Source organism: Aliidiomarina celeris (assembly GCF_003316875.1).
GTDB classification, from domain to species: Bacteria; Pseudomonadota; Gammaproteobacteria; order Enterobacterales; family Alteromonadaceae; genus Aliidiomarina; species Aliidiomarina celeris.
The window spans coordinates 21,011-46,332 of sequence record NZ_QMIL01000006.1 but is presented as its reverse complement, the minus strand read 5'-3'; the positions used below and the strand labels follow the sequence as shown (position 1 = coordinate 46,332).

Annotated in this window: 20 protein-coding genes; 13 read left to right on the top strand and 7 right to left on the bottom strand. The window is 49.9% G+C overall.

Annotated features, from left to right (window positions below):
* The first annotated feature begins 65 nt into the window (after positions 1–65).
* From DQW12_RS10960 to DQW12_RS10930, 7 genes are read left to right on the top strand one after another with little or no spacing between them, the layout of a single operon-like run.
* Positions 66–2,372, top strand: coding sequence for an LPS-assembly protein LptD (locus DQW12_RS10960; RefSeq protein WP_113907915.1), 2,307 nt, complete (start codon positions 66–68; stop codon positions 2,370–2,372).
* Positions 2,373–2,382: 10 nt separating this feature from the next.
* The gene (gene surA / locus DQW12_RS10955) at positions 2,383–3,669 is read left to right on the top strand and encodes a peptidylprolyl isomerase SurA (protein WP_113907914.1); all 1,287 of its coding nucleotides are present in this window, start codon (positions 2,383–2,385) and stop codon (positions 3,667–3,669) included.
* Positions 3,666–4,655 (top strand): 4-hydroxythreonine-4-phosphate dehydrogenase PdxA, encoded by a 990-nt coding sequence (gene pdxA / locus DQW12_RS10950; RefSeq protein ID WP_113907913.1) that lies wholly within the window; start codon positions 3,666–3,668, stop codon positions 4,653–4,655. Before surA ends, pdxA begins: the two co-directional genes overlap by 4 nt.
* On the top strand, positions 4,652–5,476 hold the full coding sequence (gene rsmA / locus DQW12_RS10945) for a 16S rRNA (adenine(1518)-N(6)/adenine(1519)-N(6))-dimethyltransferase RsmA (RefSeq protein ID WP_113907912.1): 825 nt from the start codon (positions 4,652–4,654) through the stop codon (positions 5,474–5,476). Before pdxA ends, rsmA begins: the two co-directional genes overlap by 4 nt.
* The gene (gene apaG / locus DQW12_RS10940; RefSeq protein ID WP_113907911.1) at positions 5,460–5,837 is read left to right on the top strand and encodes a Co2+/Mg2+ efflux facilitator ApaG/CorD; all 378 of its coding nucleotides are present in this window, start codon (positions 5,460–5,462) and stop codon (positions 5,835–5,837) included. Before rsmA ends, apaG begins: the two co-directional genes overlap by 17 nt.
* Before the next feature lie 13 nt (positions 5,838–5,850).
* On the top strand, positions 5,851–6,660 hold the full coding sequence (locus DQW12_RS10935) for a symmetrical bis(5'-nucleosyl)-tetraphosphatase (RefSeq protein ID WP_113907910.1): 810 nt from the start codon (positions 5,851–5,853) through the stop codon (positions 6,658–6,660).
* 33 nt (positions 6,661–6,693) lie between these two features.
* A complete protein-coding gene (locus DQW12_RS10930) occupies positions 6,694–8,694 on the top strand; it encodes a methyl-accepting chemotaxis protein (protein WP_113907909.1) in 2,001 nt (666 codons plus the stop codon).
* Between the two features lie 81 nt (positions 8,695–8,775).
* Here DQW12_RS10930 and tyrS read toward each other — a convergent pair whose 3' ends face one another.
* The gene (gene tyrS / locus DQW12_RS10925) at positions 8,776–9,978 is read right to left on the bottom strand and encodes a tyrosine--tRNA ligase (protein ID WP_113907908.1); all 1,203 of its coding nucleotides are present in this window, start codon (positions 9,976–9,978) and stop codon (positions 8,776–8,778) included.
* A gap of 152 nt (positions 9,979–10,130) precedes the next feature.
* On the opposite strand from tyrS, the gene DQW12_RS10920 reads away from it, so the two are divergent.
* Together DQW12_RS10920 and DQW12_RS10915 are read left to right on the top strand one after the other, a co-directional pair.
* Positions 10,131–11,447, top strand: a complete 1,317-nt coding sequence (locus DQW12_RS10920; RefSeq protein ID WP_113908013.1) for a peptidoglycan DD-metalloendopeptidase family protein — start codon at positions 10,131–10,133, stop codon at positions 11,445–11,447.
* Positions 11,434–12,573 (top strand): anhydro-N-acetylmuramic acid kinase, encoded by a 1,140-nt coding sequence (locus tag DQW12_RS10915; protein ID WP_113907907.1) that lies wholly within the window; start codon positions 11,434–11,436, stop codon positions 12,571–12,573. The genes DQW12_RS10920 and DQW12_RS10915 overlap by 14 nt, the downstream gene beginning before the upstream one ends.
* A gap of 6 nt (positions 12,574–12,579) precedes the next feature.
* On the opposite strand, the gene pepQ is transcribed toward DQW12_RS10915, so the two are convergent.
* The 4 genes from pepQ to DQW12_RS10895 form a co-directional block, all read right to left on the bottom strand.
* Positions 12,580–13,887 carry a Xaa-Pro dipeptidase gene (gene pepQ / locus DQW12_RS10910; RefSeq protein WP_113907906.1) on the bottom strand — a complete coding sequence of 436 codons (1,308 nt, stop codon included), beginning with the start codon at positions 13,885–13,887 and terminating at the stop codon, positions 12,580–12,582.
* A gap of 97 nt (positions 13,888–13,984) precedes the next feature.
* Entirely contained in the window at positions 13,985–14,368 is a 384-nt protein-coding gene (locus DQW12_RS10905) for a DUF3718 domain-containing protein (RefSeq protein ID WP_113907905.1), read from the bottom strand.
* Between the two features lie 243 nt (positions 14,369–14,611).
* Positions 14,612–14,959, bottom strand: coding sequence for an iron-sulfur cluster insertion protein ErpA (erpA, locus tag DQW12_RS10900; RefSeq protein ID WP_113907904.1), 348 nt, complete (start codon positions 14,957–14,959; stop codon positions 14,612–14,614).
* Positions 14,960–15,013: 54 nt separating this feature from the next.
* Positions 15,014–15,733, bottom strand: coding sequence for a DUF6776 family protein (locus DQW12_RS10895; RefSeq protein ID WP_157957910.1), 720 nt, complete (start codon positions 15,731–15,733; stop codon positions 15,014–15,016).
* Between the two features lie 120 nt (positions 15,734–15,853).
* Here DQW12_RS10895 and DQW12_RS10890 point away from each other — a divergent pair, with 120 nt between their 5' ends.
* The 4 genes from DQW12_RS10890 to DQW12_RS10875 all read left to right on the top strand — a co-directional run bounded on the left by DQW12_RS10890 (position 15,854) and on the right by DQW12_RS10875 (position 20,382).
* Entirely contained in the window at positions 15,854–16,285 is a 432-nt protein-coding gene (locus tag DQW12_RS10890) for a CopD family protein (RefSeq protein WP_113908012.1), read from the top strand.
* A 75-nt stretch (positions 16,286–16,360) separates the two neighbouring features.
* Positions 16,361–17,374, top strand: coding sequence for an aspartate carbamoyltransferase (locus DQW12_RS10885; RefSeq protein WP_113907902.1), 1,014 nt, complete (start codon positions 16,361–16,363; stop codon positions 17,372–17,374).
* Positions 17,375–17,385: 11 nt separating this feature from the next.
* Positions 17,386–18,672, top strand: a complete 1,287-nt coding sequence (gene hemL, locus DQW12_RS10880; RefSeq protein WP_113907901.1) for a glutamate-1-semialdehyde 2,1-aminomutase — start codon at positions 17,386–17,388, stop codon at positions 18,670–18,672.
* A gap of 15 nt (positions 18,673–18,687) precedes the next feature.
* A complete protein-coding gene (locus DQW12_RS10875) occupies positions 18,688–20,382 on the top strand; it encodes an NAD-dependent malic enzyme (protein WP_113907900.1) in 1,695 nt (564 codons plus the stop codon).
* On the opposite strand, the gene mrcB is transcribed toward DQW12_RS10875, so the two are convergent.
* Positions 20,379–22,682, bottom strand: a complete 2,304-nt coding sequence (gene mrcB / locus DQW12_RS10870) for a penicillin-binding protein 1B (RefSeq protein ID WP_113907899.1) — start codon at positions 22,680–22,682, stop codon at positions 20,379–20,381. The two genes, DQW12_RS10875 and mrcB, sit on opposite strands and share 4 nt — an antisense overlap.
* Positions 22,679–25,267, bottom strand: coding sequence for an ATP-dependent helicase HrpB (gene hrpB / locus DQW12_RS10865; RefSeq protein WP_113907898.1), 2,589 nt, complete (start codon positions 25,265–25,267; stop codon positions 22,679–22,681). Before hrpB ends, mrcB begins: the two co-directional genes overlap by 4 nt.
* Positions 25,268–25,322: the final 55 nt, after the last annotated feature.

The window sequence follows — 25,322 nt, the reverse complement described above, 5'->3', positions numbered from 1 at the left end:
AAATTGCTTTATTATAGCGCCCCTATTCAAAGCGCTTAATTATAATACGTAATGTAAGGTGGCCCGTGCTTCATCGGCTCGCAACACAACAGCTTTTCGGCAAAAAACGTAGCTTTCTCAGCTGCGCCTGTTTGGCTATCTGCCTGTTCGCAGCGGCCACACCCGTTCACGCCCAAGCAAACCCGAGTGCTTTTGTATTGGCTCAGCAATGTCGTGTGCAACCCAATTGGGTCCCATCCACCGATACTACTACTGACGTAGAAGATACCGAATGGATGGAAGTAAGCGCTGACTTCGCAGAGCTTACCGGAGACCGTTTTGCACGCTTCGCAGGCAACGTAGAGTTACGCCAGAGCAACCAATGGCTCCTCACCGAGAATGCCGATGTAGATCAGTGGACTGGCACCCTTAGAGCCTACAATGGCATTCGCTACAGTGACGGTTTTATTGCTTTTCGTGCCGAGGAAATTGAAGCGAACACCACCAATGCCAGTTTGCGGGTCGGTGAATCGGAATATGTGTTGTTAAACAGCTCGGCTTATGGCTCTGCAGGCTCTATTCAGATTAGTGCGTTAGAAGGGCAGCAAGGCGTAAACCTTGGCGCAAGTACCTTCACTACATGCCCAGGCGAACGCCCCGCATGGGAAATTCGCGCCGCGTCAATTAGCATGAACGAGCAAGAAAGTTGGGGCACCGCCAAACACGCTCAATTTCGCATTTTCGACGTACCGGTGTTGTATATTCCTCGTTTTACGTTTCCGCTCACTGAAGAGCGCAAATCGGGATTGCTATACCCAACAATTCGCAGCTCCGCGCGCAACGGTATTGAGCTTGAAGCCCCTTGGTACTTCAACATTGCGCCCGACCGAGACGCAACGCTAACGCCTCGATTTATGACCCGCCGTGGTCTGATGTTGATGGGTGAGTACCGACAGCTTACCCCCGAACATGAATTTGAAATTCAAGGTGAATATTTATCGCGTGATCGCGAAATTGCAGATCGACCCAACCGACATTTTTTCCGGGTTGAAAACGCAACGCAATTTAATGAGCGCTGGTCTGGTTACGTGGAATTTATGCAGGTAAGTGACAATAGTTACATTAACGACTTTACCAGCGCCTTTGCCAATCGAGCAGACCCACATTTATATCGTCGTGGGCAAGTCGACTATCGCCATGAAAATCGGCATGTGCAGATCCAAATGGAAGACTTTCAAATGTTGGGGCCCTACACCCGCCCCTATCAAACGCTACCGCGCGTGAGTTTGTGGCAAGATGGGCCGATAAATCGTTTGTTAGACTACTCGGTATTTAGCGAATTTACCCATTTTAGAAATGCCGATGACAGCAGCGATTACACCACTCGTATTCATTTTGAGCCCACTATGAGCTTACAACTGCAGCGCCCCGGTTGGGACTGGCAAACAGAGCTCGGTATGCTCGTGACGCATTACGAACAGCAGCAAGGCAGCGTTTCCCGGATATTACCCCAAGTTCGCACCAACGCGCGATTACACCTAGAACGCAGTATAGAAGGGGCCGGCCGACTGCAAACCTTAACACCACAAATTCAATATCTTTACGTGCCTTATCGGAATCAAAGTAATATTGGTATTTATGACACAATTTTAATTCAAGACGACTACTATGGGCTTTTCCGACCTCGCCGTTTTACCGGCTTAGACCGTATCGCCGATGCGCATCAAATTACGCTCGGCGCTTCAACCAGCCTGTTTGATCAAGGTGCAGAGGAACTTCTGCGCTTTAGTTTGGGTCAAATTTTTTATCTCGACGAGAGCCAAACCCAGCTCTTCGACGAATCAAGCCGAATTACCGCAAGTAACTCCGAGTTGTCGGCAGAGCTTGATTTACGTGTATCGGAACAATGGTTTGTCAGTAGCGCAGTGCAGTACGACACCACTTTGCAGCTGGCTCGGAAAGCGCGGGTGGCAGTTGAGTATCGAAAAGACGCCGATAACTTGGTACAGTTCAACTATCGGAGAGTGCGGGGCTTAACCGGCACGGACCAACAAGTAGAGCAGGCGGGTGTGCTCGCAACATGGCGCTTGTCAGCGGACTGGGCTTTAGCCTCTCACCTTTACCAAGATATCCGCCGTGGAAGCACGATGGACGCGCTCTTAGGGTTGCAATACGAAAGCTGCTGTTGGTCTATTCGGCTAAGCGCCTATCGTCGAATTAATCGTAATTTTGAACTTACCGTGCCAAACGGAGCCTTAGCGGAAGCCGAATTTGATAACGGCGTAAGTGTACAATTTATGCTGACTGGTTTAGGCGGCGCCGCAGCAAAACTAACGGATATCTTGCAACAAGGTATTTTTGGTTATCGACGACCTTTTTATTTAAGTAATTAACGGAATTTATATGAAGCTTTTGAACCTCTGTATTACCAGTTTATGTGTTGCGGTGCTTGCGTTCTCAGTGAACGCCGAGCCCCTCGATCGCATTGCCATAGTTGTCGATGAAGACATTGTTCTGGAAAGTGAAATTGAAGACTTGATTCGCCAAGTAAAAATGAATCTGGAAAGTGACGGGCGCAGTATACCCAGCGACGAAGCGCTGCGAGTGCAAGCTTCTGAACGCTTAATTAATGAGTCATTGCAGCTACAAATGGCGCGCCGCATGGGCTTTGCTATTAGTGACTCGCAACTCGACCAAGCTATTTCTTCTATTGCTGCAGACAACAACTTGCCAATAGATGCTTTTCGCAACCAAATTGAGTTAAGAGGCCAGTCTTGGGCGGACTACCGTGAAAACATTCGTCGCCAAATTGTTGTGAGCGAAGTGCAACGCATGTCGATTCAACGGCGTATTTATATGAGCCCACAAGAAATAGATATGCTGGTGCAAATTATTCAAGAGCAAGGCGGCACGCAAACGGAATACGAGCTTGGGCAAATTTTAGTACGGGTACAAAATGAAAATGGCGACCTCGACATGAACGCTAGTCTCGAGCAAGCAGAGCAGGTCATGGAGCGGCTCAACCAAGGCGATAGTTTCCGTGACCTCGCGGTATCGGTTTCCAGTGCTTCAAACGCACTTGAAGGCGGTGACATGGGCTGGCTTACGTCGAACAGTATGCCCACTTTATTTGCAGCTGCAGTGGAAGAAAACAACAGCAAAGGCGCAACACTCGGGCCGTTACGCAGTGGTATTGGTTACCACATTTTGCGTATTCACGACATTCGCGGTGCTGAGCAAGCCGAAATCGAAGAAGTACGGGCACGCCATATACTTGTGCAACCCTCCGTTATTTTGTCGGACAATAGAGCTCAGCAAATGTTACGCGACTTTAAACAGCGCATTGAAACCGGCGAAGCTACTTTTGCAGAGCTGGCCGGCGAGCACTCTGCCGATCCCGGCTCTGCACGCAATGGTGGCGACTTAGGCTTTGCTGTACCCGACGTGTATGTTCCGGAATTCCGAGATCGAGTTGCTCGACAAGATGTCGGGCGTATCAGTGAACCTTTCCGTACTGAGCATGGCTGGCATATCGTTGAAGTATTAGAGCGCCGTGTACAAGACGTTACCGAACAGCGTACTCGTGATCGTGCGCGGCAACTGCTTTATAGCCGGAAATACCAAGAAGAGCTGAACATTTGGCAGCAAGAAGTGCGTGACGAAGCGTATGTAGAGTTCAAAACTCAATGACCTTACGGATCGCAATTACGCCCGGCGAACCCGCAGGTATTGGTCCTGACCTTGTTGTGCAGTTAGCACAGAAAGGCGCGCCTGCAGAGCTAGTGGTGTTTGCCGACCAAAACTTGTTATTACAACGCGCGGCGCGCTTAGCACTGCCGCTTGCCTTGCGCGAATTCGACCCGAGCAAAGCAGCCGAACCACAGGCGCCAGGAACACTGACTATTCAGCACATTCCCACTCAAGTGCCGGTAGAGCCCGGCATTTTAAATGAAGACAACGGTCACTATGTTGTTGCCACTCTTGCTGCGGCCAGTCAAGCCAACTTAAGCGGGCAAACGGCGGCAATAGTAACGGGGCCTGTGCACAAAGGCATTATTAATCAGTCTGGTATTGCCTTTAGCGGCCATACCGAGTTTTTTGCACAGCAAGCCAATTGCTCCGACGTGGTCATGATGTTGAGTACGGAGGGATTAAACGTAGCGTTAGTGACCACACATATTCCGCTTGCCTACGTGTCTAAGGCTATTACGGCTGAGCGCCTCACCCGAGTTATTGACATTGTACATCACGATTTGCAAATCAAGTTCGGCATTGCACATCCGCACATCTTGGTGTGTGGGCTCAACCCGCATGCAGGTGAAGGTGGCCATTTAGGCTACGAAGAAATAGACACCATAACGCCTACTCTAGAGCTGTTGCGCGAAGAAAAGGGCTATGTATTGGAAGGACCGCTCCCAGCCGACACCATTTTTCAGCCGAAATATTTAGAACGAGCAGACGTAGTACTGGCAATGTATCACGACCAAGGATTACCTGTACTTAAATACAAAGGCTTTGGCAAAGCGGTAAATATTACCCTTGGCTTGCCCTTTATTCGTACTTCAGTCGACCACGGCACGGCACTAGATTTAGCCGGCACAGGGCTCGCCGACCCGGGTAGTTTTTACTTGGCACTTGAACAAGCACTCACTATGGCAAACAAGAAAATAGTATGACAAACAGAACAATGGACGGCCACCGCGCGCGCAAGCGCTTTGGGCAAAACTTTTTACACGACGAGCAGGTCATTAGTGGCATTGTTGCCGCTGTTTTTCCAAAACCACAGCAGCATTTGATTGAAATTGGCCCCGGCCTTGCTGCACTTACTCGCCCAATTTTAGAGCGCGCCGACCATCTTCATGTGGTAGAGCTCGACCGAGATCTTGCCGCCCGGCTAGAAAACGACCCGACCATGGCAGGTAAGATCACCGTGCATCGAAACGATGCGCTCAAATTCGACTTCACTGCATTGGCGCGGCAACTCGACGGCAAGTTACGGGTATTTGGCAACCTTCCCTATAATATTTCTACGCCGCTTATCTTTCATCTGTTGAGTGCGCTCGACGTAATCGACGACATGCATTTTATGCTACAAAAGGAAGTTGTTGACCGCATGGCAGCAGGTCCCGGCAGCAAAACCTTTGGTCGGCTGTCGGTTATGGTTCAGCAATGCTGCAAGGTAACACCGGTACTCGAGGTTCCACCGCATTCTTTTACTCCTGCACCTAAAGTTGATTCGGCCGTGGTTCGACTTGAGCCGTATGAGCACCCGCCCTACCCTGTTGCTGACCGAGCGCTGCTCAACCATGTATGCCACACTGCTTTTCATCAGCGCCGAAAAACCTTACGCAACAACTTGAAAGAATTAATAAGCGCCGACACTTTAGAGCAGCTCGGAATTAACCCTGCGGATCGCCCGGAAGTGCGCTCGGTTGAAGACTTTGTAAAAATTACAAACTGGCTAGCGGAACACTCAAGTAATGATGAAGCACACTGATGTCATTGTTCATGTGCAGACCAATTACCTCCCTGCACAATCTGATCCTGACCGCGAACAATTTGTGTTTGCCTATACCATTACCCTCACCAATCGCGGAGAGGAGGCGGTACAACTACTGAATCGGGCATGGACCATTACCGATGCCAATGGCGATATATCCGAAGTTCGTGGCGACGGCGTTGTCGGACAACAGCCAATCATTGAAGCAGGTGCCAGCTTCAGCTACACCAGTGGTGCCGTACTGAAAACGCCAGTTGGCACCATGGAAGGTTATTACGGCATGAAAACGCTAACCGAGCAGGCATTGCAAGTCGCCATTCCGCGCTTCCGTTTAGCCTTACCCCATATACTGCATTAACGCCGAGGACCTTGTGAGCCGCTATATCGTTGGTGACATTCACGGCTGCTTTAAAAGCCTTACAAAATTGCTGGCCGAAGTTGAGTTCAACCCGGGTACCGACGACCTCTGGGCCGTTGGCGACTTAATTGGTCGTGGCCCGCAGTCGCTGAAAACTCTTCTTTATTTGCATGGCCTCGGCGACTCGTTTCAGGCAACGCTTGGCAACCATGATCTGCATTTCCTGGCGGTAGCAAACGGCATTCGCCCGCAAAAACCACAAGACCGAACGGCCGAGATAATAGAGCATGAAGGTTCTCGCACGTTAATCAATTGGCTACGCAATCAACCACTCACCTTATTCAACGCCCATGAACAACTTTTTGTTTCCCATGCGGGCGTACCGCCGCAATGGTCTGTCCAACAGGCCCACGAATACGCCCAGAGCGTAGAGCTGATGCTTTCCAGCGCGTCTTATGTGCAACTGCTCGCGTCTATGTATGGTAATGAACCTGTCTATTGGTGTTCAAGTTTACCGGAACCTGACCGATACCGATTTATAATCAATGCATTAACGCGTATGCGCTATTGCAATGCCGACGGCGCGCTCGAGTTCAACCACAAAGAAGCTCCCGAAAGCGAGGCTCTCGATAGCTTAAAACCGTGGTATACTTTTCGGCTAAAAGAGAAAAGCACATTATTTTTTGGCCATTGGGCGGCGCTTTCTGGTAAAACAGAACGAAGCGATATTATTGGTTTAGATACAGGGTGCGTTTGGGGCAATGCCCTCACCCTTTACGACTGTAAAAGAAAAGAGCGGGTCAGTGTGCCTGCATGTGATTAAAATACGTTCGATGTTAGTGAGTGGAGCCTAATTATGAGAATTACTGTTGCAATGCGCGTTATCGGTGGTTTTGCCATCATCACTGCCTTGCTCTTTATCATCAGCATAAGTTCATATTTTGGCTTGCGCAGTATCGGTAACTCAACCGAAGAAGTGAATTCTGTCGCTATTCCGTCGCTGCTGGGTGTGGGCTCGATACAAACTGAACTTCTTCAAATCAGCAACGTTCAGCTGGAAACTTATCACGAGCAAAATGAAGAGGCGATTAGCCGTAATCGTAATTTTTATCAAGCCCATAACAGTACATTAGAGGCCGACCTACGCACCCTTACTCAAGTGCTGAACCAAGCTGGGCAACGTACCAATATTGCCGACGTTCGGGAACGCGCCGAGCGCTTCGCAGCAGACGCGGGCGAAGTTATCGATGCGCAACAACGCTATTTATCATTGATCTCTAGAAGTGAAGAGCGTATCCGTGACGTCGAATTTTCGTCTGACGACGCAGCCATGTTGCTACTTGACCTTACCGATGATGAAAGTATTTCACGCGAACTATTTAACCAAGCTGGGTTATTAGAAACCTCATTGAACAGCTTAGTCACTCTGAGTTATGACCTTATTGCCGTAGAAGATATTAACCGCGCCGAAATTATTCAAAGTGAAATTGAAGTCGCGGTAAATACAGTAACCGAACGCTTTAACACAGTTTCAGGCTTAGCCAATGGGCACCCTCTTATTAGCGACATACAAGCGCACTTAAATAGCGCAACAAGTGCACTAATCGGCTCTTCCGATGCACTCGTTGAAACGGTACTCAGCTCGTTGAATTTGCGTGCGAACAGCCAACGGATGATCACCGAGAACGCTGCACGCATGGACCGTATACTTGAGGATATGGTTGAGCTGCAACAACAAGTGCAGCGCTTAGCAGACACCACCAAGCAAGATGCAACGAATACGATGAATCGAAGCAGCATACTCAACATTGCGCTTACCTTAGTCTCGATTGCGCTTGCCGTGGGCATTAGCTTTATCACCGTGCGCGCCATTACCGCGCCGCTCAACCGCGTAAACGAACACTTGAACACCATGGCGGCGGGCGACCTCACACAACAACTCGACGCTTCGAGCGAAGATGAATTTGGTGAGCTAGCGAAGAACATTAATAAACTCACGCGTAACTTGCGCTCGCTCATTGAAGGTATTGCCAATCGCGCAACTCAGTTAGCAACGGCAGCGGAAGAATCTTCGAGTGTGTCGGCAGAGAGTCGCGACGCCATTCAAGAACAACGTTCACAAGTTGAACAAGTGGCGGCAGCAACACAGGAAATGACCAGCACTTCGTCTGAAGTCGCCCGTGCTGCAACCGACGCATTACGCGAAATCCAGCACTCCGACGAAGAAGCCGCGCGCGTTAAAGTTATTTCGGAAGAGAACCGTCGCACCATTGAAAGTTTAGCGCGCGAAATCCAAAACGCCTCCGAGGTTATTAACCAGCTCTCAGAAAACAGTTCGAACATTGGCGGTATTCTCGATGTCATTCGTAGCATTGCCGACCAAACCAATCTACTGGCGCTCAATGCCGCTATTGAAGCAGCGCGCGCGGGTGAACAAGGCCGAGGCTTCGCAGTGGTTGCTGATGAAGTGCGCACCTTAGCAAGTCGCACACAGCAGTCGACTGAAGAAATTCAGAAAATGATTGAGAGCCTGCAGACCGACTCGGTACGTGCCGTTGAAGTTATGCACCGTGGCCGCAAGCAAGCGGAAACCTGCGTAACCCAAACCGAGGAACAGGCCGTTGCCTTACAAGCTATTACCGACTCGGTACATCAGGCGTCTGACAGCAGTACCCATATTGCCACTGCGGCAGAGCAGCAAAACGCAACGAGTCAAGAGATCAGCGAAAAGCTAGAGCAAATTGTGGCGATTGCAGAGCGTGCTGAAAGTGGCGCTATGCAAACCGATGAAGCAAGCGCCGAAGTAGCTCGGCTGTCTGCAGAAATGCAAGACTCAATTCGTAGCTTCCGAGTGTAAACCGCTCGTTCAAAAGAAATTACGAAAGAAAAAAGGAGCCTCGGCTCCTTTTTTTTATGTGCGCTTAACCTAGCATTAAGGTTATTTTAGCAAGGTAATTCGCGCAAACTTACGCTTACCTACCTGATAAACGCTCGTACCGTGTGCACAAGTAGTTTTGTTGTCGCTCACTCGTTCGCCGTCAATTTTCACTGCATTTTGCTTGATCATGCGCATGGCTTCAGAAGTAGAGGCCACTAAGCCAGCTTCTTTAAGTACACTGGCTATCCCCATTTGCGCTTCGTCTAACTTCAACTCAACTTCCGGCATGTCGTCTGGAATGGCATTTTTCTGAAAACGCTGAATGAAGTCTTGCTCAGCCGACTCTGCTGCATTTTCGTCATGAAACCGCGTGATCAACTCTTTAGCCAGCAACACTTTTACGTTACGTGGGTTTTCGCCGCCTTCAACGCTAGCTTTCAATACTTCAATTTCATTACTAGAACGAAAACTCAAAAGCTCGAAGTAGCGCCACATAAGGTCGTCGGACACCGACATGATTTTGCCAAACATATCATTAGGCGCGTCCGTAATTCCCACATAGTTGCCCAGTGACTTCGACATTTTTTGCACGCCGTCTAAGCCTTCCAACAGCGGTACTGTAATGACCGTTTGTGGCTCCTGCCCCTCTTCCCGTTGTAGTTCTCGGCCCATCAAAAGATTAAAACGCTGGTCGGTGCCACCCAATTCAACGTCTGCTTTCAACGCTACCGAATCCCAACCTTGTACAAGTGGATACAAGAATTCATGAATCGCAATTGCTTGGCCTTCTTTGTAGCGCTTTTTAAAATCGTCTCGCTCAAGCATGCGGGCTACGGTTTGCCGCGAGGCGAGCTTAATCATACCGGCAGCACCAAGCTCATTCATCCATTCACTGTTAAAGCGAACTTCAGTTCGCTCCGGATCAAGCACTTTAAACACCTGTTCCTTATAGGTTTCAGCATTGGCTACCACGTCTTCCCGCGACAGCGGCTTGCGGGTTACGTTCTTACCCGTTGGATCGCCAATCATGCCAGTAAAGTCACCGATTAAGAAAATAACTTTATGGCCCAACTCCTGAAATGCCTTAAGCTTATTCAGTAGCACCGTGTGGCCTAAATGCAGATCTGGAGCGGTTGGATCAAAACCGGCTTTTACCGTTAACGGTTTGCCACGGCTGAGTTTCTTTTCCAATTCCTCACGTAAAAGAACCTCGTCGACCCCACGTGTAATTAGCGCCATCGCATCGGCGACTGTGTTATTCATTCTTTACTCCAGTCTTATTGAATAATAGGTGAACTTTTTTCTGGTTTGTCATTCTACTGTAAACCGCATTGTTAATGAATCTAAGCGATACTAGCCATTTAAAAAAAATGGTATTATGCTAAGGCTGCGCAACGAAAAGGTCCATGTCATTTATGGTAAAACCAATAACAACAGCGGTAGGTAAACTGCCGCGCAAGCATAAAATAACAATTTCGGGGATTTCTGCTTTTTTACTGGTGCTATTAATTTGGCCCTCAGAGCAGGCGAGTGCCTCCAGAAACACAGAAGCCGCGGAGCAATTCGAACTCGGTAAACGTTATCCTTTGCCTTTAGCATTGCAAAACGACAGCCTTCCTGAAGTTACCGAAGCAGAACCTGAGTGGGTGCAACACACTGTTCGTTCTGGCGACAACCTTGCGGTGATTTTTCAACAACTAGGCCTCAGTGCGCAGCAACTTTACCGCGTTACCCAAGCTCCAGATGCGAACATTTTACGCCGCATTCACCCTGGCGATACACTTTATGTGGCAAAAGAAGAAAATAACGACATTATTGAACTACGCTATGCCCTGAACGAGATCGAAACCTTTGTAATCTACAAAGACGCAGAATCGAATACCTATTTGAGTAAAAGAGAAACCAAAGAAGTTGAGGCGCGCTTAGCTTTTGCTCATGCAACTATTACCAGTAATTTCTGGAATGCAGGTGTGCAAGCGGGCTTAACGCAAGCGCAGATTATGAATTTGGCGGAGTTGTTTGGCTGGGACGTCGACTTCGCGCTCGACATTCGCCAAGGCGACTCCTTTAGCGTACTTTACGAGCAGAAGTTCATTGACGGTGAATATGTCGGCACCGGCGACATTATTGCAGCGGAATTTATTAACCAACGCGAAAAGTTTCAAGCCGTAAAGCATGAAAACGGTAATTACTACACGCCGGAAGGCAAAAACATGCGCAAAACCTTTTTGCGCTCTCCGGTACACTTCACCCGGGTAAGCTCAGATTTTAACCCGCGCCGTATGCACCCAGTAACAGGCCGCGTAGCACCCCACAATGGTATCGACTATGCGGCGCCAACTGGCACCCCAGTGATGTCTGCAGGCGACGGCCGCGTAATTGCAAGTGCCTACAACAACCTCAACGGGCATTATATTTTTGTGCAGCATGGCGAACGCTATGTTACCAAATACCTTCACCTCAGCCGTCGCCATGTGAGTCAAGGTGAGCGGGTTCGTCAGGGCGAAGTGATTGGGCGCGTTGGTGCCACTGGCCGTGTTACCGGTGCCCACCTGCATTACGAATTTTTAGTCGACGGCGCGCACCGCAACCCACGTACGGTAAAATTACCGCAAGCCGAGTCGTTGCCTGCTAACGAGCTACCAAGCTTTCAGGCACGCGCGCAACAACAAATGGCAATGATAGAAAGCCGTCAGCGTGTTTACCTCGCCATGAACTATGGCAACGACTGAGTATTATCTGGGTGTTCTCTCTGGTACCAGCATCGACGCCCTCGATACCGTGTTGGTGGCCATTACTGCGCAGCCTTGCGCCCCACAAATAGAGCTTATTCACGCCATTAGCGAGCCGTTTCCACCGAGTCTCGCTAATGAGCTGGCTGAGCTCTGCACACCAGGCAACAATGAACTTTATCGGTTCGGCGTGGCCGACCGCCAGTTTTCGCTATTCGCCGCTTCGGTTATTAAAAAGGTATTAGCGCAAACGGGTATTGCCGCCTCCGCCGTGCGTGCCATAGGCAGCCATGGGCAAACAGTGCGGCATCACCCCAATGACGCTACCCCCTTCACACTTCAGCTTGGGTGCCCGGAAACCTTAGCTGTAACTACAGGCATTCCTGTCGTGTCTCACTTTCGCCAAAAGGATGTCGCTCTAGGCGGACAAGGTGCCCCACTCGCACCAGCGCTTCACCACGCACTTTTTGCCAGTGAACACGTAAACCGAGCCATTGTAAATTTGGGTGGTATTGCCAATATTAGTTACCTACCCAGAACCAATGCACAGGCAACAACGTTCGTTACAGGCTTTGATTGCGGGCCCGCCAATACCCTTATGGACTATTGGTTTGCGAAACATCATCGCAATACTAAGGGTTTCGACGAGAATGGCGCTTGGGCAGAGCAAGGGCAGATAAACCACGAACTCCTCGCGCGACTACAAGCAGACCCGTTTTTTTCCGCTCCACCACCGAAAAGCACTGGCCGCGAATATTTTACGCCGGCATGGTTACAGCAACATCTCGATAGGCTCGAGCCTATCCACGCTGTGGACGTGCAAGCTACATTACTAGCATTAACGTGCGAAAGCTTATGCAGTGCTTTAGAACAATACACAAGCGCAGAGGACGTTTATCTTTGTGGCGGTGGCGCCGAGAATAAAGCGCTTGTTAAGGCGCTCAAAAAGCGCTTGCCGAGTGTAAGCTGGAATAACACGAGCTGCCTCGGTGTGCACGCAAATTGGGTAGAGGGGGTATTGTTTGCTTGGCTCGCCTTCCAGTTCTGTCAAAAAAGTGCCGGTAATCTTACCGCGGTTACCGGTGCGCAACGACGTGCTATTTTGGGCCGCTACACACCGGTTTAGTTTCCGTTACTTCAGGCTGTCAAACGCCGTCCGCGTTAAGTTCTCAACGCCGTTTTTGGTAACATGAACGCTGTCTTCAATACGAATGCCACCATAAGGGCGCAACTCTGCAATACGCTGCCAGTTAAAGTCTTCATTTCCGTCAAACGCTTCCAGCAACTGATCCACAACATAAAGGCCAGGCTCAATGGTAAACACATGGCCTGGCTCGATCTCACGGCGTAGGCGCAAGAAGGGGTGGCGGCTGTCACGCGCATAACTTTCGCCTTGCGGGTTTTTCAGGTAACCGCCCACATCGTGTACTTGCAAGCCAATGAAGTGACCTAAACCATGCGGGAAAAAGGCGTTACTGTAGCCACGCTCGTAAATGGTATTGGCGTCGACTTTGAAGAACCCAAATTCATGCAGTATTTTGGCGATCTTATGGTGTGTGGCTACATGCAGGTCGTAATAAGAACGCCCTACTTCTATTTCGTCAATAATGTCACGCTCAGCTTGATCCATCGCTTCGATCAGCTCGGCAAAGAAACCCTGCGGTTCCTTACTATAAGTTCGGGTAATGTCTGCACAATAGCCATTGTAATAGGCGCCAGCGTCGATCAAGAACGACCGCTGAGTACTCGGTGCTTCGGTTTCATAGTGGTCATAATGCAAAATAGCGCCGTGCTCGTTTAAGCCGACAATACTGTTGTAAGGCAGCTGTGTTTCCCGCACACGCATGGCTTGAATGTAGGCATGATGAATATCAAGCTCACTTTGATTATTGCGAAATGCCGCTTCGGCTGCCAAGTGGCCGCGTGCAGCGAGAACATTTGCCTTACGCATACACTCTACTTCATAGGGGGTTTTCTTGGCACGCTGGTAATGCAAATGGTGCAGAAGACCTTCCGGATTGACAGCGGCTATACGCCAGTCTGCAAGTGCGTCGAACGACTCACCGATAAAAGCGGTTTTGCCAAACTCTTTCGCTACCCGTTCACCGACGATGTGCTTCGAGTCGATGGGAATAACCTCAACATGCTCCTGCCAGTCCCCAGGCGGCACCACAGGCTGGGCGTGCCAAAAGTCGCGCGCTTGGAACAGGAACAACTGCGGCTCTTTGCCAGGTTCATAAAAAATAAAGCTTTTCGGGCTGTCGGTAACAGGAACCCAATATTTAAAAAAGGGATTCACTCGAAACGGATACGCATTATCGTCGAGAAATGCCACAGCGGGTTGGCCCGCAAAAATCAAAACGCTGTCGAACCCCTGCGCTGCCAGCGCCTCGTCGAATCGTTCGCGCACCGTATAAATGTGTTCAAAATATAAGTTCATACTGCCCTCAACGTTAATGTGATTGGCGCCAGTGTAACAAAAAAAGCCTAGTCCCCACAAAGAAGACTAGGCTTAGGTTTTGCTGAATATGTTCGGTTTAGCCCGCTAAGCGCTCGCGCACTACGCCAACCACCGCTGAAGACGCGTAGCCCGCCTGCTCGGCCCATTCTAAAACCGATTTTCCGTCGATCAAATCTTCTTCAATTGCGCGCACAGGGAGCTGGCGAATGAGCATTTCGCCCACTTCATCGGCTTCTGCAGTAATGGCAAATTGCAGCATGCTTTGGCCGTTACAACGGATCGAGCTGAACACATTGCGAATACGAACGTTGTGATTGCTCAAGATTGTACGTAAACGCTGACGGTCGTCTGCACTAATGGCAGTACACAAGCCTTCTGCAATTTCATTGCTCGCTTGAGCGGGTTGAGCCATGGCTACGGCAACGAACGCTGCTGCTAAGGTGGATACTAAAACGCGCATTGGAACTACTCCTTAACCCTTTCGGGATACTAATACTTGGCGCGTATTTTCCTTATAAACTGTTGCAGTTCAATGACTTTCGTGTACTCAATTTGTTGAATTTTCACCATAAGCTTAAGCAGCTTTGTTTTATTTTTGTACAAAAAAGCCCAGTTCAACGCTGGGCTCCTTATATTGCGCTGCACACAAATGTTAGTTTATTGCATTGCCTTTACACACTCAGCGGAACTTATCAAGCAACCGTTAGACCGAAAACGACGCTCCACACCCACACGTGGTAGACGCATTCGGGTTGTTAACGAAAAAACGAGCGCCTTGCAAGCCTTCTTCATAATCCACAACACCGCCAACCAGATATTGCAAGCTCATCGGATCGACCACCAAGGTGACGCCCTCACGTTCAATTTTCATGTCGTCTGGATTCACACTTTCGTCGAAACTAAAGCCATATTGAAAACCGGAGCACCCACCGCCGGTAACAAACACCCGCAGCTTTAAGTTTGGATTTTCTTCTTCCGACACCAACTGATGAACCCGCACGGCTGCCGCTTGTGAAAACTCAATTGGCATCGCTTGTTCTACACTACTCATTTACTATTCCTCTGTACTACTTTGTGTTCATTTTCGCCGATTAAGCCTAAGCATTCAATATGTGCCACTTAGCTCGGCTGCTGCGTCTACCGCATTGTTCAATAACAGGCTCCATTCAAAGCTCTGTTCGATATTTTCGCCGCGGCCTGCAGCTACGGTAACCACTACAGTTTGGGGTTGAAAATCTGCAGGCAATTCAAAGGTAGCTTCGTGCAACGAAAAGTAGCTCATATTGAATGCACCGAGCTGCTCATGGTTTTCTGCAAGTTTCAGTACGTTGAGCTCAGCGCTTTCCGTGCCTTGTTGACCACGGATACTAATTTTATAGTCGCCGGTTACTCGTTGCTGAGCTCTCTCAAGTTGCAATAAAATCAATCTAAAATAATAGCGATTTTCATTCGGCGTGGGCGCAATAACGAAGGAGTCGATACCAATGCCGTTGGCACTGCGTTCCGGCGATACAACGCGCTGATAAAACGCCAACTCGCGGGTGATATTGGCATTCTCTTCGAGTGCATGCCTTAAATCCGCTTGGATTGACCGGCCTGCAGCGCGTTCAACGTCGAGTTCTACCTGCAAAATATTGCGTTGGTACTCGAGCTGGTCGAGCTGCTGATACAGGCTCTGGTTTTGCTCAGCCAGCCGCTCGGCATGAGCGTTCGAGTGTGCGATTCGAGCATTGCCGCCATAGTAACCAAGCATAAGTGCTGCCAAGCACAGCAGTGCAATCACTAACCAGGTTTTTACCGACATGGGGCTTCCAACAGAGAACACACTACGCTCCTAAAACTTACACAAAACCAAACCGAGCAATGCTGCTAGCTCGGCACTATTGTACATGATAAATTGGCCGGCACGCACAACCAACGAGGAATTCCAGTGAATGAGTTTTTAATGCTGCAGTGGTTCAAAGCCTTACATTTGATTTTTATGGTGGCTTGGTTTGCTGGCATTTTCTATTTGCCACGTCTTTTTGTATACCACGCTGAAAGTGTGGAGCCGAAAGTACACGCACAACTGGCGATAATGGAACGCAGGCTTCTGTACTTTGTCACTCCTTTTGCTGTTTTAACCTTTGTGTTTGGCTTCGCCATGCTCTGGCTTTACGGGCTCGAGTGGTTAAAACAGTCCGGTTGGATGCACATTAAATTAGTGTTGGTTATCGCACTAGCGGGTTATCACATATTTTGCTTTAAGCTTGTGGCTCGGCTCAAAGCAAACCCACAGGCGCACACGGGCCGTTGGTTTCGTTTTTTTAATGAAGTTCCAGTTCTGGCATTGTTCGCGATCATTATTTTGGCGGTACTAAAACCAAGCTTTGGGTAAGGATTCTTTTACCAACGAATCCTGCTTCTGGTATCATGCCCCTCCAACAGGCTCATAGTTGGTTGCGAGGGCAGCATGCACTTTAAAGGTTCGAATATCCTCTCCGTTGGGCAATTTAACGCCGACGCTTTGCAGCAAGTATTTCAAATTGCCGACCAAATGGCACCTTATGCGCAACGCAAAAAGCGCACCAAAGTGCTCGACGGCGCTATTCTTGGTAACTTGTTTTTTGAACCCTCAACCCGAACCCGGGTAAGTTTCGGTACCGCGTTCAACCTGCTCGGTGGTGAAGTTCGAGAAACCACAGGCATGGAAAGTTCAGCCATTGCTAAAGGCGAGTCGCTCTACGACACCGCCCGCGTGTTGTCGAGCTACAGCGACATTATTGCAATGCGCCACCCTAAATCGGGCTCTGTAGCCGAGTTCGCTGAAGGCAGCCGCGTACCGGTTATTAACGGCGGCGACGGCCCGAACGAGCACCCAACCCAAGCGTTGCTCGACCTCTACACCATTCAAAAGGAGCTCCATCACCACGGCCGCACCGTAGACGGCATGCACATTTGCATGATTGGTGACTTGAAGTACGGGCGTACCGTGCATTCATTATCGAAGCTGCTGTGTTTGTACAAAAACATACGCTTTACCTTCATTTCGCCGCGTGAGCTTGCTATGCCAAGTGAAGTGCTCAATGCGTTAAGCAATGCCGGCCATCAGTTCAACGTGTCAGACGAACTTACGGGCGTGCTCGATGCCGATATTGTTTACCAAACCCGTATTCAGCAAGAACGTTTTGCCAGCCTCGAAGAGGCCGCGCAATACCGAGGCCGGTTCCGTTTGAATAGCGACATATACACGCGTCATTACAAGCCGAACACGGTTATCATGCATCCGCTTCCTCGCGACTCTCGGGAAGAAGCAAATGAATTAGACAATGATTTGAACCACAACCCCAATTTGGCCATATTTAGGCAAGCCGACAATGGCGTTCTCATTCGCATGGCCCTCTTTGCCCTCACCCTTGGCGTAGAAAACCTCGTGAGCAAATATGACACCGAAGTGGTGTGGTTTAGTGACAAAGCGAATTATTAAAGGAAACTACTATGTCTCGTTCTTCAGAATTATTCGAAAAAGCCCAACGCGTTATTCCTGGCGGCGTAAATTCACCTGTACGTGCCTTTAAAGGTGTGGGTGGCTCTCCTATTTTTATTGAGCGTGCAACCGGAGCCTATTTATTCGACGCCGACGGCACTCGCTATATCGACTACATTGGCTCTTGGGGCCCGATGTTACTCGGCCACAATCACCCGGAAGTGCGTGATGCGGCCATTGAAGCCGCAGAACGCGGCTTAAGCTTTGGTACACCCACCGCCGCTGAAATTACCATGGCGGAGAAAGTGATTAGCTTAGTGCCTTCTATCGAAAAAGTACGCATGGTGAACTCGGGCACAGAAGCAACCATGAGCGCTATTCGCTTAGCGCGAGGCTACACAGGGCGTAATAAAATACTCAAATTCGAAGGCTGTTACCACGGCCATGCGGACTCCTTGCTCGTGAAGGCCGGTTCAGGCGCACTAACGCTCGGAGTTCCCAGCTCTCCAGGCATTCCAGAAGAAGTCGCCAAGCACACCCTCACCGTGGCTTACAATAATCTCGGGCAAGTTGAGCAAGTGTTTAAAGAAGTGGGTGAAGATATTGCCTGCATTATTGTTGAGCCCGTGGCCGGCAACATGAACCTAATCTTACCCGAACCCGGATTTTTAGAAGGGTTACGCGCGGTCTGTGACCAGTATGGCGCTGTACTTATTTTCGATGAAGTTATGACCGGCTTTCGGGTTTCTCGCGGCGGAGGGCAAGAGTTCTATAATGTGAAACCCGACTTAACCTGCTTGGGGAAAATTATTGGGGGTGGCATGCCGGTGGGTGCATTCGGCGGCAAGCATGAAATTATGGACTACATTGCGCCGACTGGGCCTGTGTATCAGGCAGGAACCCTCTCGGGTAACCCCGTTGCCATGGCTGCAGGTTTAGCCACGTTAAATCTGTTAACTGATCGCACTCTTTATATGCAATTAGAAGAGCGAGTAAAAGATTTAATGAATGGTATGCAAGAATTGGCAGACAAACACCAAATTCCTTTTACCACCAACCGCGCTGGAGGTATGTTCGGCTTCTTCTTTACCGACGCAGATAAAGTCACCAGCTTCGAACAAGCCACACAGTGCAATATGGAGCATTTCAGAACCTTCTACCACGCAATGTTAAGCCATGGTGTTTATTTAGCACCGAGTGCCTACGAGGCAGGCTTTATGTCGATGGCACACACGGCGAGCGATATTGAAGAAACGTTAAATTGTGCAGATTACGCATTCTCACAACTCAACAAATAACCGATAGGAATTCCAATGAGCGACACCAGCAGTAGAAAAACCCTTTATACGCACTATTCCGGCCCAACCCTGTTGGAAACCCCACTACTGAACAAAAGTAGTGCATTTAGCCCTGAAGAGCGCAAAGAGTTTAACCTTACCGGGCTACTGCCACCTCGCTACGAAACGATAGACGAGCAAGTTGCTCGCGCTTATATGCAGTATCAAACCTTTGATACTGCATTAAATAAGCATATTTTCTTGCGCGCTATTCAAGACACGAACGAAACTATGTATTACCGCTTAGTGCGCGAACATATCGACGAAATGATGCCCATAATTTACACCCCTACTGTGGGGGACGCCTGTGAGCAATTTTCCGATATTTACCGCAGTTCTCGTGGATTGTTTTTGTCGTACGACGATCGCAACAACATGGACGATATACTCCGCAATGCAACCAAACGAAATGTAAAAGTAATTGTGGTGACCGACGGCGAACGCATTTTGGGCTTGGGCGACCAAGGTATTGGCGGCATGGGTATTCCTATTGGGAAATTGGCGCTTTATACGGTTTGCGGGGGCATTAGCCCTGCTTATACCCTGCCCATTATGCTCGACGTGGGCACCAATAACGAAAAGCTACTGAACGACCCGATGTACATGGGGGCGCGTCACAAACGCATTGCGGGTGAAGAATACGACGCCTTTATCGACACCTTTATGCAGGCAGTGCAACGCCGCTGGCCCGGTGTTTTAGTGCAATTTGAAGACTTCGCTCAGCAAAATGCGATGCCTATTTTAAAGCGTTATCAAGATCAGGCATGCTGCTTTAACGATGATATTCAGGGAACTGCTGCAGTTACCGCAGGAACCTTATTGGCCGCATGTCGAGCCAAGGACCAAACACTTTCGGAACAGCGCGTGGTTTTCGTTGGCTCAGGCTCTGCTGGGTGCGGCATTGCGGAACAGATCATTGCGCACATGTGCAAAGAAGGCTTGAGCCGTGAACAAGCACAATCGCAAATTTACATGGTGGATCGCTATGGCTTGCTTACCGAGCAGATGACCGGACTGCGCGATTTCCAACAGGCATTGGCGCAACGTTCGGCTCATATCGAAAGTTGGAGTTTCAGCGGCGAATATCCATCGCTGCTCGACATTATGCATTGCGCCCAGCCCACCGTTCTGATTGGTGTGTCTGGCCAACCGGGACTGTTCACCGAACAAGTCATTCATGCCATGCAACAGTATTGTGACACACCCATTATTTTTCCGCTGAGTAATCCGTCTCGGCATGTGGAAGCGCACCCGCGTGACGTACTGCGCTGGACACAAGGCAAAGCAATTATGGCAACCGGCAGCCCGTTCGATCAGGTCACGGTAGACGGTATTGTTTATCCGATCGCACAGTGCAACAACAGTTATATATTTCCGGGTATTGGACTTGGCGTGTTAGCGGTGAAGTCGAAACGCGTTACCGAAGAGATGATGATTGCAGCAAGCGAAACGTTAGCCGCGTTGTCACCCCGTGTGCTCGGCACAAGCGACAACCTACTACCGCCGCTCAATGCCATTGCTCAGCTGTCGAAGGAAATCGCTTTTGCGGTGGGGAAAGTGGCTCAGCAACAAGGCCACGCCTTGGAAATCGACGATGCCGTACTAAAAATGCGAATTAATACCCTATTCTGGCAGCCCGAATATCGAGAATATCGCCGAGTGAGCCTTTAGTTAAATATGCGGCGCCACCACGAGCGCCGCTTTTGTTCTGGCTGCTCACGGGTATCTTGCGGGTCATTTACCACTGCACCACGGCAGTCTAAACGGTTGTTATCCTGCTCTGAGCGAAAAGCAGGAAGCGCTACCGCTCCTTCACAATGCTCTCCAAGCCGCCCGCCTGTGGCCAAATGAAAATGCTTCATTGCCAGCGTTGCCGGTAATTCGGTACTTTGTGGTTGCACACCCACTCGGCTCCAAAAGGCATCGGCTAACGGCAGTGCTGCCCGGCTACCGGTAAGCCCAATAGAGCTGTTGTCGTCGGCACCTACCCATGTGGTAAGCACATAAGCACCATCGAACGACACAAACCAACTGTCGCGTAAGTCATTTGTGGAGCCGGTTTTTCCCGCCAAGTCGGGTGCGAACCGCTGTAACGCTTGTGCCGTGCCCTGGCGCACCGCTCCCTGCAAGGCAAACCGTGTTAAATAGGCCGCTTCTTCGGTAAAAACTTGCGCGCTATTGCCCTTTGCTGTGCTGTCGTGGGCTCTGTAGAGCACCTCACCCCGATGGGTAGTAATCGCCGTAATGCTGTGTTGCCGTTGTGCCCGTCCAGCGTTCGCCAGTGCTGAGTACAAACGATTGACATCAAGCGGGGTAAGTTCCACAGCCCCTAAGAACAGCGACGGCCACGGGTTAACCTTACGCACTACACCGGCTTGACGAATGCGTTCGCTTACCGCTTGCGCGGAAACGTCTAATCCCACTCGTACCACTGGAATATTGCGCGACTCGACCAAGCTTTGATAGAGCGTGATGGGGCCAAGAAATTCACCATCGAAGTTGCGAGGAGCCCAAACTTCTCCTTTTTCATCGGTTAAACGAAGTGGAGAATCATCGAGTAGCGAGGCTAATTGGTAGCGTTCTGGTTGTTCGAGCGCCACCGCATAAACCCAAGGCTTAATTAACGAGCCGACTGGGCGCGCAGCCGCTAGCGCTCGGTTAAACCCAGCGAACACTGGATTGCGCCCTCCCACCAATGCTTTAACCGCGCCCGTACGATAGTCAGACACCACCATTGCCCGCTCAAGAGCACCCAAGGCTTCGGCTTGCGTGCTTTGCCGAGCAGCTTCTTCTAAGGCGACCTGCAACCCAGGGCTAAAGGTGGTAAAAACCCGTAGCCCGGTCTCTTGCCAGCTTCGGTCTGGAAGGAGCAAGCGCAGCTCCTGTTGCACTAAATCAATAAAGTCAGGACGATTAAAACGCGCTAACCGACTGCCAGCACGGGTTGTGAGTGGGCTGTCGAGTGCCGCCAAATATTGCGTTTGGGAAATCAACTCTCGCTCAAACATAAGCCGCAGTACTAAATCTCGGCGAGCCTTGGCGCGTTCAGGGTTGCGGCGTGGTTCGTAAATTCCCGGCCCTTTGATCATACCCACCAACATGGCTATTTCTTCCACGTTCAGCGCGTCGATAGTCGTGCCGAAATAAAACTGGCTTGCAAGCGCAATACCATGAATAGCATGCGCACCGTCTTGGCCAAAATACACTTCATTAAAATAGGTTTCGAGAATGGTGTCTTTGCTGAAACGAAAATCTAAAATCAACGCCATCAGGGCTTCATTAAACTTGCGAATATAAGTTTGCTCATGGGTTAAAAACATATTTTTAACCAACTGCTGAGTAATGGTACTGCCACCCTCCACTGTTCGCCCTGCTCGTAAATTAGTCAGTGCGGCACGTAATATCGACGTTGGCCGTAATCCCCAGTGGTGATAGAACTGTTGATCTTCAATGAGCAACAAGGTCTCTTGCAGCAAGGTGGGGACTTGTTCTAAGCCTACTAACAAGCGGTCTTCTGCATTGTCGCTGGAAAAACGGCCCAAAAATTGCGGCTCTAAATGAAGCTCCATTAACGCATTTTGTTCTGGCCAAGTTTCGATGCGTGCGAGCACATCCTCGTCGTTAAACAGTAGCCGAACGCGTTTTGCTGGCAATATTTGCTGCGGTAAATCAAAAGACCGCCGATACAGTAGCACTTGTTGCCCTTGGTGCTGATACTCACCCACACTGCGCGCATAACGACTATTTCGGTAATCAAGCGCGCGGAGCTCTTCAAGTAGGCGCGTAAGGCTTACAGGCTGCTCTGGCGACAAGGCAAGGCCTTCACTGTAGATCAACGCCGGCGCTTGATATCGGGCATGGGTGAAGCGCTGGGTTACGCTGCTGTCGAGATACACGATATAAAATAGCAGAACCACGCCCATTGCTATGGCGAGTTTAAAGAGGATACTGAGCGGTCGCGCCATTCTCATTTTTTACTTCCATTCCGGTTGAGTTGTTCTCGCTCAAATTGTCGTTTCGACAAATGCGTTGCTGCTGCATGCTCTGGCGACTCTGGCCATGGGTGTTTTGGGTAACGCCCCCGCATTTCTTTTCTTACCGCTGGCCATGCATTCTGCCAAAACGAGGTTAGATCGGCTGTTCGTTGCAAAGGTCGCCCAGCCGGCGACAGCAAATCAAACGTAAGTACACACTCACCTCCTGCAATTTGTGGACTCTGAGGCGTGCCAAAAACCTCTTGCAACTTCAACGCTACACGCGGCGACTCTCCGGCGAGATAACGAATAAGGTGCCGGCGGCCGCTCGGTGCCAACCAATGCGTAGGAAACAAAGTATTTAATTGTTGTTGCTGCTGATAATCAAGTTGCGCCAGCAGTGCTTCATTTGGACTCCATTTTAGCAAAGCCTCACGGGTTAAAATATCTTGCAAGTAAAGCCCGCTCCACGGCTCTAAATTCGCTTCTAATTCTGCAATAGAGCTAAAAAAGGTTGGCGGCTCCTGCTGTCGCGTGTGAAGCCACACTTTATACAAATAAAGTCGCTCCAGTAAGGTTTCGGTTTGGGCACTCCAGTTACAGGCCTGCTGTATACCCTGGGTTCGAATCCAGTCGCACAATGCCTGCACACGTAGCGGCGCAGTAATGGGCGCGTTTTGTTCTGTTTGGCGCAGAATCAACTTGCCCCAACATAGCTCACGCAGTAGCACTAAGCCTCCTTTTTCACTGCGCCATTGAGCACGTTCCTGTTCCGCCTTCAGCGGGTGCTCAATAAGGAGTAAGGCTTCCGCCGACAAGGGTAAATAACTCCAGAGTTTCGCAGCTGTTAAATCATCGGTTACTGCAACATCTAAGGCGAGTAGCCAGCACGGATTTTGCCGAAAATTTACAGCGTCGTGGGGTAACTGTAATGCGAGCCCGTTGGCCATTCGTAAGCGCCCGCTTTGCACTTGCACAACCTCACTTCCTAATCCATGCAGTAACATTTTAATACACTGCTGCCACGAGCCGCTTTCGAATTCACTTTCGGATTCACCAATATCGCTTACTTCATTAGCAACACCCAAACCACGCAGCCAGTGGCGAAACCGCTCTGCCGTGCGAGGAAATTGTTGCCATGTTACTAAGCTTCGCTGCAGCGCAGCAGACGCGTCGCCTTGTAATTTGACTTCACGCGTTTCAAGTATCGCCAACACCCACGCAATTCGTATTTTAACCGGCAGCGGCGACGCCTGAGTAGCATTCACTATGGCGGCGTATTGAAGCTCCGTTCCCATGCTTGCAAGCTTGCGGCCCACGGCGGTCACCACGGGTTTCCCGTCGGGCTCTTTTTGAATGGCATTAAAAGCTAACAGCTGCTGCTCTGCGTTCGTGAGTAACCGCGCCGAGGGCGGCGTAATCCATTTCATCTGCACAGGCTGCGCACCCCACACCAGTAACTCTAATAACAATTCCGTTAAACGTTCGCGCTCAATCGCTGGTGCCGAAAACGCGTCGAGCCGCTCGGTGTGCTGTGCTTGCCATAACCGAAAACAATGCCCAGGCCCAACTCGACCGGCGCGCCCTGCGCGTTGAGCTGCTGATGCTTTGGAAATCATGCGCGTACTTAGCCGCGTTAGCTGATAGTTTGGATCATAGCTTGCTTGCCGTTCACGACCACTGTCCACAACCACATCAATATCCGGAATGGTTAAGCTGGTCTCCGCTAGGTTAGTAGCAAGTACTAACTTACGGCCTTTGCTCAGCGGCATTAATACCTGCCGCTGTTCGTTCACACTTAATTGGCCATGCAATTCAAAGCACTGAATATCCGGTAAAAGTTTTAAGTTTTGCTGCACATAACGAATTTCTTTAGCGCCAGGCAAAAACACTAAAACGCCTTGCTCAGCAATTGAGAATGCCTCATGAATTATGTTGGGGATAGCGAGTAACCACTCACTTAGCTGGGAAGGAGGTCGATAGTGATACTGAATAGGGAACGAGCGCCCTTCACTCACCAAAAGTTGTGTGGGCACGCCCTCCCTCTCAAGCCAACGCTGAATATGCTCGCCGGGCAAGGTAGCCGACATAATCAGTAGCCGCAACGAGGTATTCAATTCCAGTACTTCGAGTGCCAACGCAAGGCCAAGATCACTATGCAGATTACGCTCATGAAACTCGTCAAAAATGACAAACCGAACGCCTTTCAATTCAGGATCGTGCTGGACCATACGGGTAAATATACCCTCGGTTACCACTAAAAGTTGGGTTTGTTCACTTGCCACACGCTGCTGGCGAATATGAAAGCCAACACGCCCACCTAACGGCTCGCCTAGTTGCTCGGCGATATAACGCGCCACGCTTACAGCAGCTACACGGCGCGGTTGTAAAAGAACAATCTTACCGCCGGTTTCATCGAGTTGCTGGAGTAGCCAAGGCGGAATAATGGTCGATTTACCAGCTCCGGGCGCAGCCTCAATAACAGCATGTGAATGCCGCAGTGCCAATTGCAATTCAGGAAGAATAGCAACAACCGGAAAAGATTCAGCGGAGAGCGCGGTCTCCGCGTTAATATGTACCATACGCAAACCCGCTCAAGGGCTTAACTTTCATTGTTCAGCTTTCATCCTTCAGCTT